This is a genomic window from Thalassospira sp., assembly GCF_040218635.1.
Classification (GTDB): domain Bacteria; phylum Pseudomonadota; class Alphaproteobacteria; order Rhodospirillales; family Thalassospiraceae; genus Thalassospira.
The window spans coordinates 188,412-202,251 of sequence record NZ_JAVJRB010000012.1 but is presented as its reverse complement, the minus strand read 5'-3'; the positions used below and the strand labels follow the sequence as shown (position 1 = coordinate 202,251).

12 protein-coding genes are annotated in these 13,840 nt (G+C 53.2%); 10 read left to right on the top strand and 2 right to left on the bottom strand.

What is annotated here, in order from left to right; genetic code table 11:
• Positions 1 to 138 precede the first annotated feature (138 nt).
• The 9 genes from RIC05_RS14825 (at position 139) to RIC05_RS14785 (ending at position 9,629) form a co-directional block, all read left to right on the top strand.
• Positions 139 to 1,677: a replicative DNA helicase gene (locus RIC05_RS14825; RefSeq protein WP_350045478.1), complete on the top strand. Its 1,539-nt coding sequence runs from the start codon at positions 139 to 141 to the stop codon at positions 1,675 to 1,677.
• Positions 1,678 to 1,725: 48 nt separating this feature from the next.
• Entirely contained in the window at positions 1,726 to 2,847 is a 1,122-nt protein-coding gene (alr, locus tag RIC05_RS14820) for an alanine racemase (protein WP_350042206.1), read from the top strand.
• A 59-nt stretch (positions 2,848 to 2,906) separates the two neighbouring features.
• Complete coding sequence (locus RIC05_RS14815; protein ID WP_350045477.1) at positions 2,907 to 3,680, top strand: MlaE family ABC transporter permease; 774 nt, start codon at positions 2,907 to 2,909, stop codon at positions 3,678 to 3,680.
• Between the two features lie 18 nt (positions 3,681 to 3,698).
• Positions 3,699 to 4,475, top strand: coding sequence for an ABC transporter ATP-binding protein (locus tag RIC05_RS14810; protein ID WP_350045476.1), 777 nt, complete (start codon positions 3,699 to 3,701; stop codon positions 4,473 to 4,475).
• Positions 4,476 to 4,542: 67 nt separating this feature from the next.
• On the top strand, positions 4,543 to 5,955 hold the full coding sequence (gene radA, locus RIC05_RS14805; RefSeq protein ID WP_350045475.1) for a DNA repair protein RadA: 1,413 nt from the start codon (positions 4,543 to 4,545) through the stop codon (positions 5,953 to 5,955).
• 71 nt (positions 5,956 to 6,026) lie between these two features.
• Positions 6,027 to 6,713, top strand: a complete 687-nt coding sequence (locus RIC05_RS14800; RefSeq protein ID WP_350045474.1) for a CvpA family protein — start codon at positions 6,027 to 6,029, stop codon at positions 6,711 to 6,713.
• 65 nt (positions 6,714 to 6,778) lie between these two features.
• Positions 6,779 to 8,239: an amidophosphoribosyltransferase gene (gene purF, locus RIC05_RS14795; protein WP_350045473.1), complete on the top strand. Its 1,461-nt coding sequence runs from the start codon at positions 6,779 to 6,781 to the stop codon at positions 8,237 to 8,239.
• Positions 8,236 to 8,949, top strand: a complete 714-nt coding sequence (locus RIC05_RS14790) for an SDR family NAD(P)-dependent oxidoreductase (protein WP_350045472.1) — start codon at positions 8,236 to 8,238, stop codon at positions 8,947 to 8,949. Before purF ends, RIC05_RS14790 begins: the two co-directional genes overlap by 4 nt.
• Positions 8,950 to 9,140: 191 nt before the next feature.
• Positions 9,141 to 9,629 carry a c-type cytochrome gene (locus RIC05_RS14785; protein WP_350045471.1) on the top strand — a complete coding sequence of 163 codons (489 nt, stop codon included), beginning with the start codon at positions 9,141 to 9,143 and terminating at the stop codon, positions 9,627 to 9,629.
• 168 nt (positions 9,630 to 9,797) lie between these two features.
• On the opposite strand, the gene RIC05_RS14780 is transcribed toward RIC05_RS14785, so the two are convergent.
• Positions 9,798 to 10,670: a LysR family transcriptional regulator gene (locus tag RIC05_RS14780; protein WP_350045470.1), complete on the bottom strand. Its 873-nt coding sequence runs from the start codon at positions 10,668 to 10,670 to the stop codon at positions 9,798 to 9,800.
• 140 nt (positions 10,671 to 10,810) lie between these two features.
• On the opposite strand from RIC05_RS14780, the gene RIC05_RS14775 reads away from it, so the two are divergent.
• Entirely contained in the window at positions 10,811 to 11,848 is a 1,038-nt protein-coding gene (locus RIC05_RS14775) for an aldo/keto reductase (protein ID WP_350045469.1), read from the top strand.
• Between the two features lie 174 nt (positions 11,849 to 12,022).
• Here RIC05_RS14775 and RIC05_RS14770 read toward each other — a convergent pair whose 3' ends face one another.
• Positions 12,023 to 13,705, bottom strand: a complete 1,683-nt coding sequence (locus RIC05_RS14770) for a sensor domain-containing diguanylate cyclase (protein ID WP_350045468.1) — start codon at positions 13,703 to 13,705, stop codon at positions 12,023 to 12,025.
• Positions 13,706 to 13,840: the final 135 nt, after the last annotated feature.

The following is a 13,840-nucleotide window of genomic DNA, read 5'->3' as shown; positions in this document are numbered from 1 at the left end:
GTCTTCTTTTCGGGCCTGATTTGTAAAAACATTTCAAAACCCGGGCAGCGGACGACCTCTGCGCTTGCGGAATACCCGCTATGAGTTATACCGATTAACTCTTTGCGGCCAACCGGATGACTGGTACCTTTTCCGCCCATGACAGATCCCAATTTAGACGCCCTCTTTGCTCCGCTTGATATAGACCACGGTGACGGTGCCGATATGGTGCTTGAACGTATGGCTCCGCACAACTTTGAGGCGGAAGCAGCCCTTCTTGGCGCGATTCTTAACAACAACGCTGCGTATGAACGTGTGTCTGATATCCTGCGGCCCGAACATTTCGCCGATGGCCGACATGGCCGCATTTTCGAAGCCTGCGGCAAGCAGATCGAACGCGGACAGTTGGCCAACCCGGTCACGCTCAAAGCCTATTTCAAGCAGGACGAAGCCCTTGCCGAGATCGGCGGGCCGCAATATCTGGCGGAACTGTCAAACAACCTTGTCTCGGTCATCAATGCCGGTGATTACGGCAAACTGGTTTATGACCTTTATCTAAGACGTGAGTTGATCGAACTTGGCGAAGATGTCGTCAATGATGCCTATCAGTACGAACTTGATACTGACGCCACCATCCAGATTGAAAAAGCCGAACAGAAACTGTTCTCGCTTGCCACCGCGGGCTCAGCCGAATCGGGCTTTGTGGCCTTTGGCCCGGCCATGGCCAAGGCGTATGAAAACATTGACCATGCTTACAAGAATGCCGGTCGCGTTGTCGGTGTTACCACGGGGTTGCGCGATATTGACCGCAAACTTGGTGGTCTGCATCCTTCGGATTTGCTGATCCTTGCAGGTCGTCCGTCGATGGGTAAAACGGCCCTGGCGATGAACATTGCCTTTAACGCCGCGATTGCATCACACCAAAACCGTGCGGCAGGCAATGATTCTGAAGATGAAATCCGTACCGGTGCCGTAGCCGTCTTCTCGCTTGAGATGGCCGCAGAACAGTTGGCGGCACGTTTGCTGTCTCAGGCTGCTGAAGTGTCAGGCGATAACATGCGCCGTGGTGATCTGAACGAACAGGATTTTGAACGCCTGTTACTCGCCACTCAGGAACTCAATACCGTTCCGCTTTATATCGATGATACACCGGCCCTTCCGGTATCGACCCTTCGTACCCGTTGCCGTCGTTTGAAACGTCAGCACGGTCTTGCAATGATCGTCGTCGATTACCTGCAACTTCTGGCCCCGCCGACCAACTTCCGTGGCGATGGCCGTGTGCAGGAGGTCTCGGAAATCACCCGAATGCTCAAGGCAATTGCCAAGGAGCTTGAAGTTCCGGTTCTTGCCCTGTCGCAGCTTTCGCGTGCGGTTGAACAGCGCGACGATAAACGTCCGCAGCTGTCGGATCTTCGTGAATCCGGCTCGATCGAGCAGGACGCCGACGTTGTTATGTTCATTTACCGTGAACAATATTATCTCGAACGTTCTGAACCCGCCCAGAATCAGGGCGAAGCGACCGATAAATTCGGTGAACGCTATGCCAACTGGCAGGAACGTTTGAACCATGTCTACAACACCGCAGAAGTCATCGTCGCCAAACAGCGTCACGGCCCGGTGGGCAACGTGCGTTTGTATTTTGACGGGAACTACACCAAGTTTGGCGATCTTGATCACACTGAAGAAGATTATGAATAGGGATCGGGCGTAAGCCCGTCCGCAAACGGATTCCACGGGGTATTAAGAATGACCGTTCTTCCCGCCGTCGGCCGTGCGGCCGAGTGCGCGGAACTGCAAATCAATCTGAAAGCAGTTGCCGACAATTACAAGACTTTGACCAAACGCTATACCGGCCGCACATGCGGTGCCGTGGTAAAAGCCGATGCTTATGGTTTGGGTGCGGAAACAATCGTCCCGGTCCTGAAAAAGCAAGGATGCCGTTTGTTCTTTGTCGCGCAGGCCAACGAAGCCGCCGACCTGTTCCCGCTTTTGCGCGGCGGCGGACGGATTGCGGTTCTCAATGGTGTTCTGCCCGGTGATGAAGAATTCTTTATCGAAAATGACGTCATTCCGGTTCTCAACGATCTTGAACAGATCGAACGGTGGTCAAACCTGTGCCGGGAATATGAACGCCCTGCCCCGGCCTTTATTCATCTTGATACCGGCATGAGCCGCCTTGGCCTGACACCACTTGATGTCAGCACCTTGGTCGACCGTTATTCATCGCTTCTGTATGGGTTTGAAAAAGCCGGATACATGACCCACCCGGTCGCCGCTGACGAGGCTGAAAACCCGATCACCAAGCAACAGTACGATCTGTTCATGAAATGGTATCGCCGGTTGCCACCGGCCCCGCGTGGTTTTTGTAATTCATCTGCGATCTTCCGCAACGATGATTACCATCTGGAATTCTGCCGTCCGGGCATTGCGCTTTGGGGCGGCAACCCGACGCCTGAAACCACCAATCCGATGCGCTCCGTCGTTACCCTGAACGCCAAAGTGCTTCAGGTTCGCGAAATTGACGCCGCCCAAACGGTTGGTTACGGCGGATCATGGACCGCCAAACGCAAATCGAAAATCGCAACCCTTGCGGTTGGTTATGCCGATGGCTGGTTACGGTCGCTTTCCAACAACGGAAAAATGCTGATCAAGGGGCATGAAGTTCCCTATGTCGGGCGCGTGTCGATGGATGCGATCACGGTTGATATCACCGACCTTCCGGGCAAATCGATCAAAGCTGGCGATATGGTCCCGCTTCTTGATGACAAGATGACGGTTGACGATGTTGCATCTGCTGCTGGTACAATTGGTTATGAGATTCTAACTTCTCTTGGACATCGCTACCGGCGGGTCTATACAGAAGGCTGAATTATAAGAACCGGCCATAAATCTAAAACGGGCCGATAACAGGGGACTTCGAAGTACAGATGCCGATCTTTGCGCCGGTTGGCCATATGTTTTTGACCTTTTTGGCCCTTGTCGGTCGCGTAACTGTGTTTGCTGGTCGTACGATTGGCCACATGGTAACGCCGACAATCTATTTCCGGCTGATTTTCAAACAGATGCGCGAGATTGGTTATTTCTCGCTGCCGGTGGTCGCCATGACCACCCTGTTTGCCGGTATGGTTCTGGCCCTGCAATCCTATTCCGGGTTTTCGCGCTTTTCTGCGGAAAGTGCGGTTGCAACCGTGGTTGTCATTTCCATGACCCGCGAACTGGGTCCGGTTTTGGCCGGCCTTATGGTTGCCGGGCGTGTGGGTGCAGCAATTGCTGCTGAAATCGGCACCATGCGTGTGACCGAACAGATTGATGCGCTGGTCACCCTTTCGACCAATCCATTCAAATATCTGGTTGTGCCGCGTGTGGTTGCGGGTGTGATCACCCTGCCGATTCTGGTTCTGATTGGCGATATTATCGGGGTTCTGGGCGGCTATCTTGTTGGCGTCAACAAGCTTGGCTTTAACGAAGGATCCTATATCCGCAATACGTTCCAGTATCTTGAACAGCTTGATGTTGTATCGGGCCTGGTAAAGGCCGCTGTGTTTGGCTTTATCATTACCCTGATGGGCTGCTACCACGGATATAATTCGCGGGGTGGCGCACAGGGTGTTGGTCAGGCAACCACCAATGCGGTCGTATCAAGTTCCATTCTGATTCTGATTTCGAACTATATCGTCACCGAACTGTTCTTCACGCGATAAGGGTCGGTTGACAACATCATGAGCACTCCTGCCAAGATATCCCTGCGCAATGTTCACAAGGCCTTTGGCCCCAAGAAAGTCCTTCAGGGTGTCGACCTTGATGTCGCACCGGGGGAATCGGTTGCCATCATTGGCGGATCGGGCACGGGTAAATCTGTCACCCTGAAATGCGTGCTGGGCCTTTTATCCCCTGATCAGGGATCGATCACGGTGGACGGCGTTGAAATGATCGGCGCCAACCGGTCTGATCGTGATGCCATGTTGGCGAAAACCGGCATGCTGTTTCAGGGTGCCGCCCTTTTTGATTCCCTCAGTGTCTGGGAAAATGTTGCCTTTGGCCTGATTGAAGGCCAAGGCATGAAACCACGTCAGGCACGTGATCTTGCGATTGCCAGACTTGCCGATGTTGGCCTTGGTGCTGAAATTGCCAATATGACCCCGTCATCGCTTTCGGGCGGCATGCAAAAACGTGTTGGCCTTGCCCGTGCGATTGCAACAGAACCGGAAATCCTGTTTTTTGATGAACCGACCACGGGCATTGACCCGATCATGGGTGATGTCATCAACGACCTGATTGTTAAATGCACCCGCGAGTTGGGCGCAAGTGCCGTGACCATTACCCATGACATGGCAAGTGCACGTAAAATCGCCGACCGTGTTGCCATGCTGTATAAAGGCAAGATCATCTGGGATGGTCCGGTTGCCGATATTGATCAGGCTGATAACCCGTTTTTGCAGCAATTCGTTTCCGGTGAAATCGAAGGTCCCCTTGACCTTGACCTTAAACATCTCTGAAATTGTCCTCGTCCCACGCAGCAGATAAATGCTTTGTCTGCCCCCTTCATGACCTGCGGAGCATTCTGTGGCCAAAACCCAAAGCCGATTCACCTGTCAAAACTGCGGTGCGGAATATCGTAAATGGACCGGCCATTGTGATGCGTGCGGCGAATGGAACAGCATCGAAGAACAGCGGGTTGAAACCGGCCCCAAGGCTGCGGGTGGCATTTCCGGCGGGGCAAAGGGCAAGACCATCGATTTCGTCGCACTTGAAGGTGAAAGTGCCAGCCCGCCGCGCATCATAAGCGGCATTGCCGAACTTGATCGCGCCTGTGGTGGCGGCCTTGTTCCGGGCTCGGCCCTTTTGGTTGGCGGTGATCCGGGCATTGGTAAATCCACCATCCTGCTTCAGGCGGTTGGCGCCATGGCTGCCAAACATAAATGCGCCTATATCTCGGGCGAGGAAGCAATTGATCAGGTCCGCATGCGGGCCGCGCGCTTGGGCCTGAGCAAAACCAAGGTTGATTTTGCTGCCGCAACCAGCCTGCGCGACATCATCACCACACTGGAAGCCAGCAGCCACGAAGTCGTGGTCATTGACTCGATCCAAACCATGTATGCCGACACCCTCGATAGTGCGCCGGGCACCGTGTCACAGGTTCGTGCCTGTGCCCTGGAGCTGATCCGTCTGGCAAAGCGCAAAGGCTTTGCCGTGCTGCTGGTGGGTCATGTCACCAAAGAAGGCCAGATTGCCGGGCCGCGTGTTCTGGAACATATGGTCGATACGGTTTTGTATTTCGAAGGCGAACGCGGCCATCAATTCCGCATCCTGCGGGCGGTCAAAAACCGTTTCGGCGCGACCGATGAAATCGGCGTTTTTGAAATGGGTGATGCCGGTCTGGTCGAAGTTCCCAATCCATCGGCATTGTTTCTGGCCGATCGCGACAGCCCGGTTAGTGGCACAGCCGTCTTTGCCGGACTGGAAGGCACCCGCCCGATGCTTGTCGAAATTCAGGCATTGGTCGCACAATCGGCCCTGGCAACACCGCGCCGTGCGGTTGTCGGCTGGGATTCGGCCCGTATGAACATGATTTTGGCCGTCCTTGATGCCCGTTGTGGCTTGGCGCTTGGCCAGTTCGATGTCTATCTGAACGTGGCTGGCGGCTTGCGGGTTGGCGAACCTGCCGCCGATATGGCGGTTGCCGCCGCGCTGATTTCGGCCGTGGCAGACAAACCGGTTCCAAATGAAACCGTAATTGTCGGTGAAATTGGCCTTTCGGGCGAAGTACGCCCGGTCGGGCAACTCGAATCGCGTTTGAAGGAGGCTACCAAACTTGGCTTTGGCAATGCCTACACCCCGAAAAACGGCATGCAGACCAAGAAAAAGGTATCGATCAAGGGCCTTAATCAGACCGAAATCGGCCATCTTCAGGATTTGGTAAACCTCTTCGGCGACGATGTCCGCGACAAAGTGCGTCCGCGCGAAGGCATGTATTAAGCGCCCCCCTTTGCGGCCCAACACGTATCAATGCCCAGGCTTCCAAGCTTACTGACAAGGTTTACGAACAAATGGATTTCTCCGCCCTTCCCGATCTTGGCGCACGTGATGTGTTTGATCTGATTGTCGTCGGCATCGTGCTGCTATCGGGTTTGTTTGCCTTTTTCCGCGGATTCATCCACGAAACCCTGTCGATGATGGGCTGGCTTGGGGCGGGGCTGTGTGCGCTTTATGGCTATCCGGTTGCACGTCCATATGTCCGTGATTTGATCCCGTCTGAATTGATTGCCGATCTGGCGACCGGGGTTGGTCTTTTCCTGATTTCGTTTTTGATTTTCTCGTTCATTAGTGGCCGGATTGGCCGCGCGGTCCAAAATTCCGGCCTTGATAGTCTTGATAGTACGCTTGGCTTTGTGTTTGGTCTTTTGCGTGGTGGCTTGATCGTCTGTATCGGGTTTCTTGCCCTGTCGTGGCTTCTGCCGGCAGATTCGCAACCCGACTGGGTCCGCGATGCCCGCACCCGTCCGGTTTTGGAAGAAGGCGCGTTCCTCATTATGCGCATGGCTCCTGACGAAATATTCGATACCACAGCCGAAGAACTGGCGCGTGCTCAGCGTAACGCCGATGCGAACGAGCAAACCTACCGTCAACTTCTTGGCCCGGAGCCAAAAGGGACTGGACCCAAGCCCCTAAACGGGTATACAAGGCCCTCGCGCGATGATTTGGATCGCCTGATTGAGGCGACCACTAACGAGTGAGGCGTGTTGGTTTCGCAAGAATTTGCGTTATCCGTACGCCACCGGCGAGAGAGCGGAACCCACTCATGCTGACGACCAATCCATTTGATGACGACAAGCTACGTGAAGAGTGTGGCGTCTTTGGCGTCTTTGGCTCCCCCGATGCTACGGCACTGACGGCTCTTGGCCTTCATGCCTTACAACATCGTGGACAGGAAGCCGCAGGCATTGTTTCCTATGACGGCGAAGATTTCCCCGCCCACCGGGCCTCTGGTCAGGTTGGTGATATCTTTGGTTCAGAGGATGTAATCAAAAGCCTGCCGGGCAATCGTGCCGTTGGGCATGTGCGCTATTCAACGGCTGGCGGAAAAGGCCTTCGAAACGTTCAACCGCTGTTCGCCGATTTTGAATTTGGCGGCTTGGCGATTGCCCATAACGGCAACCTGACCAACTCGCTTGCTGTGCGCGAACGTCTGGTCAAGCGTGGCTCGATCTTCCAGTCGACCTCGGACACCGAAACCTTCATCCACCTGATCGCCACCAGCCTGTATGAAAAGATCGTTGATCGTCTGATCGATGCGGTCCGTCAGGTTGAAGGGGCTTATTCTCTGGTCGTGATGACCCAGAAGAAACTGATCGGTGTGCGTGATCCGCTTGGTGTGCGTCCCTTGGTTCTGGGCAAGCTTAATGATGCCTATATCCTGTCATCGGAAACGGTCGGCCTTGATATCGTTGGCGCAGAATTCATCCGCGACATCGAACCGGGCGAAATTGTTGAAATCACCGATAACGGATTGCGCTCGATCAAGCCGTTCAAACCGCAAAAATCGCGTTTCTGCATTTTCGAACATGTCTATTTCGCCCGCCCTGACAGCATTGTCGAAGGCACAAGCGTTTATGACGTGCGCAAACATATTGGCCGTGAACTGGCCCGTGAATCAGCAATCGATGCCGACGTTGTCGTGCCGATCCCTGATTCCGGTGTGCCATCGGCCCTTGGTTACGCAGAAGAAAGCGGCATTCCGTTTGAACTTGGCATTATCCGCAATCATTATGTTGGCCGTACCTTTATCGAACCGACTGATCAGATCCGCCACCTTGGCGTGAAGCTGAAACATAACGCCAACCCCGGCAAGCTTAAGGGCAAACGCGTTATTCTGGTCGATGATTCGATCGTGCGTGGCACCACCTCGACCAAGATTGTCGATCTGGTCCGTCAGGCCGGTGCTGCCGAAGTTCACATGCGCATCACAAGCCCGCCGACCATGAACCCGTGCTTCTATGGTGTTGATACCCCGTCAAAAGACAAATTGATGGCGGCCAATCACGATATTGAAAGCATGGCGAAACTTATTGGTGTCGACAGCCTTGCGTTTGTCACCATTGATGGTCTGTATCGCGCAACCGGCCTTCCGGGCCGCGACAATGAAAGCCCGGCTTTCTGCGATGCATGCTTTACCGGTGATTATCCGATCTATCTGACCGATCACAATGCGGAAAACAAAAACCGCAAGCTGAGCCAGTTGGTCGAAAGGCAGTCTGCATGACCAATTCACTTCGGCTTGAAGGACGCGTTGCACTGGTAACGGGTGCGTCGCACGGGATCGGCTATGCCATTGCAAAACGCTATGCCGCCGAAGGCGCGCACGTGATTGCCATTGGCCGCAATGTTGGCGCGCTTGAAGAACTCAGTGACGAGATCACGGAAAAAGGGGGGAAGATCACCCTGCTTCCGCTTGATCTGACGATGTTTGACAAGATCGATGCCATCGGCCCGACGATCTATGAGCGTTTTGGTAAACTTGATATCGTTGTTGGCAATGCCGCTCTTTTGGGTGAAATCGCCCCGGTCGGTCATATCGACAGTCAAATTTTCCAGAACACCTTTGCCACCAATGTCACGGCAAACTTCCACCTGATCCGCACCACGGACAAGCTTTTGCAGCTTTCTGATGCCGGTCGGGCGATTTTCGTGACATCGAATGCCTCGGCAAAGGGTCGCGCCTTCTGGGGGCTTTATGCGTCCACCAAGGCCGCACTGGAAAGCCTTGTGCTGTCTTATGCCCAGGAAGTCGAAGAACGTTCCATGCGCGTCAATCTGGTCAATCCGGGACGCATCCGCACCAAAATGCGGGCAGAAGCCTATCCGGGTGAAGATCCGCAATCCCTGGCGACACCTGAAAGCATCATGGATGTGTTTGTCGATCTGGCCGCAGCCGATTGCACCAAACATGGCGAAATTGTCGACGCGTATTAGCATCACATGTTCAGACACCACGTATCAAAGGGTCCTTCTTGGGCCCTTTTTTCGTTTTCAAAATGCCCCGTACGCATTTAGCAAGAAAACAAATTTTCTGCGAACGGCACCAATGCATTGCCATTCGTAGGTAAGGCCCGATAGCATAGCCTGATAAACCACGACCCACCCGCATCGGAGCAGGGCATAAAATGAGATCGGCCTTTTACAACCAAGCTTGCCGCCCGCTGGGCGCATTTGCCATTGCAGTAACGCTTTGCACGTTCGCCGCCCTCGCAAGCGCTTCCGAAGCATATGCAGACGAGACTGGGGCATCTGAAATTTCATTACCAAAAATGGATGCTGATGCCGGTAAAAGCCTGTTCGCAGACCGCGGCTGCGTTGTCTGTCATTCCATCAACAATGTGGGTGGAGACACCGGACCAAGTCTGGATGCCTCAAACCTAAATCAATCGCGAGATCCGTTTGAGTTCTTTGCCCGGATGTGGCGCGGTGCAGAGCCAATGCTTCATCTCCAACAAGCTGACCTTGGATATCAGATTGATTTCTCCGGACAGGATCTGGCCGATATATTCGCTTTTGTCCAAGATGGAACGATGCAGGAAGGCTTTACCGAAGCCGACCTTCCCGATCATATCCGCGAGATCATTGATAACGGCCCATCTATTCCACAGGAATAGGGTGCGACAGGAACTTTTCCAAAAACGGATTCTTCAGAATACACATTTCAAAGCTGACTGTTTTTTGGATCGCTCCGCCTTACTGCCCACGCCTTCATTATTACTTGCCGTAGATGTCTCCAGTTCGTTCTTGGGCATGTCGGAACATGCCCCCTTGTCCCGGCCTTTTCATGTCAGATCGACACGTTCTATACAAAAATCAAGAAACGCCCGAACACGGGCCGGCATATGTCCGCCCTGCCCGATATAGACGGCATGTATCTCAACACCCGGGCCGGGATTAAACTGGTCAAGAAGGACGTTCAACGTACCCATTTCCACGTCTTTGCGGATATGAAACTCTGCAAGTCGGACAATTCCGCCGCCCGCCAAGGCAACCTTGCGTGCACTTTCCGCATCCCCGACGCACACCTTGCCACCGGGCATGACGGATTTTCTTTCTCCATCCACGATGAACGGCCATTCGCTCATCGCGCGCGGGAAATTATATCCAACCAGAATGTGGTCTGTAAGGTCGCCGATTTCATTGGGCACCCCATATCGCATCAGATAATCCGGTGCAGCGGCAATCACCATTCTGCACTCGCCCAGTTTTCGCGCGATCAATCCGGATGATTGTAATGGCCCGCTTCGAATAGCGATATCTGCCCGTTCTTCATACAGGTCAACGACCTTGTCACTGACGGTGATATCAAGATCGACATCCGGGTATTGTTGCTGAAATTCCGGGACAAGCGGCAAGATCCGATGCAATCCAACCGGCATATTCACACTAACGCGCAACTTTCCCTTGGGACGCACCACGCTGGATGCCTCGTCATCGGCCTCGTTGATATCTGCCAGGATGCGAACGGACCGATCATAATAACGTTGCCCTTCTTCGGTCAGGCGCAGCTTGCGTGTCGACCGGCTAAACAATCGTGCGGACAACCGGCCTTCCAGACGCCCGACAAGTTTGCTGACCGCGGATGGCGTCATACCGAAATCTTTTGCCGCTGCGGAAAAACCACCGCGTTCGACAACACGGACAAAGACTTCCATTTCCCCGGATCGATTTGTATCTAGTCGCCCCATGTTGAATTCAACTCACAAATAATGTTCCTTGGTTACCTCTAGTTGAAAATCGATCTTCTGTCCATATTCGGGCTCACCACACTTTCCGATAAAGACAGGAGATCGAAATGGAATACAGACAGCTTGGCCGGTCCGGTTTGCGCGTTCCGGCATTATCACTTGGTGCCGGAACCTTTGGCGGTCAGGGGCCGCTTTTTTCCAATTGGGGAACGGTTGATGAAGCCGGTGCCCGCAGAATGGTTGATATCAGTCTGGAACACGGCGTGAACCTTTTTGACAGCGCAGATGTCTATTCCGATGGCGCATCCGAAACGGTTCTTGGCAGTGCAATCAAAGGCAAACGGGACAAAGTCCTGATTTCAACCAAACTTGGCCTGCCGATGGGCGATCATGCCAACGAATATGGCACATCACGTGATCGCTTGATCACGGCAACAGATGCGGCTTTGAAACGGATTGGCACCGATTATATTGACCTGCTGCAACTTCATGCCTTTGACGCATCAACCCCGCCAGAAGAAGTCATGGCAACGCTTGATGACCTGATCCGTGCTGGAAAGATACGCTATATTGGCGTTTCAAATTTCGCCAGCTGGCAAATTATGAAGTCTTTGTCTGTTGCCGATCAGCATGGATATTCCCGCTATGTTGCCCATCAGGTTTACTATTCCCTTGTCGGGCGGGATTACGAGTGGGATCTGATGCCATTCGCCGAGGATCAAGGACTGGGGGCTTTGGTCTGGAGCCCTTTGGGCTGGGGTCGCCTGACCGGCAAGATCCGGCGCAATTCACCAATCCCCGATGGCAGTCGCCTGCATGAAACAGCACAATTCGGTCCGCCGGTTAAGGATGAAATGCTGTATGACATCGTCGATGTGCTTGATGAAATCGCATTGGAAACCGGCAAAACCGTTCCGCAAATCGCCATCAACTGGCTGTTGACCCGCGCAACCGTTTCATCGGTCATCATCGGTGCCCGCAATGAAAGCCAACTTGTCTCCAATCTTGGTGCCGTGGGCTGGTCACTTGAACAAAACCAAATCGACCGTCTTGATCGGGTCAGCAAACGCATGCCGCCCTATCCTCATTATCCCTATTACATTCAGGAAGGTTTTTCCCGGCTTAATCCCCCACGCTACCCTTGATAGCTCAAGGGTCAGCATGCCTTCACGGCTTCACAGCTCTCACAGAAACCGCCCCCGTTTCCGGGGGGCGGTTTTGGGTTACAGACGAATCAGAATTTTGAAATCAGCAACATGCAAGGTGCGCCAACCATCTGAAACCTGAAGTTTTTTTGACCAGGCGGTTTCAGTGCCAGCTTACCCGATGTTACTTGGCGTCGACGCCTCAAGTTCATCCTTGGGGATGTCGGAATATACGACCAATTTGTTCCGACCAGTTGATTTGGCGTGATAAAGCGCCTTATCGGCACATTCAACCAATGTCGTCGAGCTTAGAATTTCTTCGTCAAGGAACGCAGCACCAAAACTGCATGTCACGGAAATTGGCTTGCCTTCAAATTGGAACGGCAGGGCCCGAATTTCCTCGCGGATACGTTCCAGAAGCAAAATAACGCCTTGATGTTCGGCTTCGGGGATGACGATGCAAAATTCTTCTCCGCCAATCCGCCCGAAAAGATCAGATGATCGCAGCGTATGCTGAACGCAAAAAGCAATACCGATCAGAACTTCATCACCCGTAGCATGCCCAAGCGTGTCGTTGATTTTCTTGAAATGATCAATATCAAGGATCGCAACCGCCAGTTGACCATTATAGCGCCGTGAACGTGCGAATTCTTCATCAAGGCGTTCTGTCACATATCGACGGTTATGTACGCCAGTAAGCGGGTCGCGAACAGACAGCTCCATAAGTTGTTGATTAACTTCGTCCAGTTCACGGGTGCGCTCAGACACCTTTTCCTGCAAGTTCGCGCGCAGGTCCTGAAGTGAGATAGCCATATTAGCGAATGACGACGCCAGATCCTTGGCCTCACGCCAACCGGCATCAATCGGCTCCACATCAAAGTCACCATCAATCACCCTGAGTGTGGATCGACGAAGCTGTTCGACCGGTCGCGCAATTACCCCGGACAGCCAGATCGCAGCAATAACTGCGAGGACCAGAATCCCGATACCGATCAGTTCCAAAACCCGATTGGCTGCGCTAATAATCGATGCAATCTCCGACTCATTGATTTTGGCAACCAGTCCCCAATCCATGGACGGCAGGTAGCGGGTTGATGCCATGACCGGTATCCCTTGATAGTCGGGTGCTTCATCCATCAGAAGCTCATTGCCGAGCATCGCCTGAGTAATCGGAACATCAAGGCGATCCTTGGGTACCCGGCGCACGAACGATGCCGTTGGGTCATATCTCAACGGCACGGCAAACAGCGCATGTCCTTCTGCATCGCGCACAGCAAACAGCCATTCACCAGTTTCGCCGAGGCCGGTCCTGTCCTCGACCAGATCAAGAATAAAATCTGCGTCGAAATCAACCACCATGAAGCCAAGTATGACTCCCGCGCGCATAATACGCGTGATGCTGCGCATGATCAGTTCCTGAGAATGCACCAGAAAAATCGCACGCTCCTTATCAAGAAACAATTTGGGATCAAACGATGTCGCGCGCTGATTGACAGATGCCAAAAACTGCCCGTTCGGCGCAAACAGCGTGACATCAATGATGTTGTCCATCTGATGTTCTGCTTCACGCAGGCTTGCTTCCATCTCTTCATAGAGCTCGTAGGCACGTGTGCGCGCAAAATCAACGAGATGCCGACGCACGGCTTCGTTATTGGCCAAGAGTGTCGCATTATCATCAATGTGATCGACAGTGGCTAAAAGACGCTGTTTTGCCAGTTCGGAAATGGCATCAAGATTGGAAGCGATCTGCTTGCGATACTGCGCGGAGCTATGACTGTGCAGTGTCCAGATACTTAGGATCAACGGCAATGCCGAAAGCACGAGAAAACAGATCAACAAAACGTGTTTTAGTCGCATCAGCCCCGCCCGTTTGGGTTATCGATGACATCGCCACATTGGATACGCCTGAAAGGAAAGGCCTGCATACAAGCTTTCACTACCATTAAACATATACATTTCCCGCTGAGATCCCATACTTTCGTATAGATATTT

Excerpts from the sequence above, each read along its gene's own strand:
- RIC05_RS14810 (WP_350045476.1), top strand. The coding sequence starts at position 3,699 with ATGAGCACTCCTGCCAAGATATCCCTGCGCAATGTTCACAAGGCCTTT.
- RIC05_RS14770 (WP_350045468.1), bottom strand. The coding sequence starts at position 13,705 with ATGCGACTAAAACACGTTTTGTTGATCTGTTTTCTCGTGCTTTCGGCA.
- purF (WP_350045473.1), top strand. The coding sequence starts at position 6,779 with ATGCTGACGACCAATCCATTTGATGACGACAAGCTACGTGAAGAGTGT.
- RIC05_RS14815 (WP_350045477.1), top strand. The coding sequence starts at position 2,907 with ATGCCGATCTTTGCGCCGGTTGGCCATATGTTTTTGACCTTTTTGGCC.
- RIC05_RS14780 (WP_350045470.1), bottom strand. The coding sequence starts at position 10,670 with ATGGAAGTCTTTGTCCGTGTTGTCGAACGCGGTGGTTTTTCCGCAGCG.
- RIC05_RS14785 (WP_350045471.1), top strand. The coding sequence starts at position 9,141 with ATGAGATCGGCCTTTTACAACCAAGCTTGCCGCCCGCTGGGCGCATTT.
- RIC05_RS14790 (WP_350045472.1), top strand. The coding sequence starts at position 8,236 with ATGACCAATTCACTTCGGCTTGAAGGACGCGTTGCACTGGTAACGGGT.
- RIC05_RS14800 (WP_350045474.1), top strand. The coding sequence starts at position 6,027 with ATGGATTTCTCCGCCCTTCCCGATCTTGGCGCACGTGATGTGTTTGAT.
- alr (WP_350042206.1), top strand. The coding sequence starts at position 1,726 with ATGACCGTTCTTCCCGCCGTCGGCCGTGCGGCCGAGTGCGCGGAACTG.
- RIC05_RS14825 (WP_350045478.1), top strand. The coding sequence starts at position 139 with ATGACAGATCCCAATTTAGACGCCCTCTTTGCTCCGCTTGATATAGAC.
- RIC05_RS14775 (WP_350045469.1), top strand. The coding sequence starts at position 10,811 with ATGGAATACAGACAGCTTGGCCGGTCCGGTTTGCGCGTTCCGGCATTA.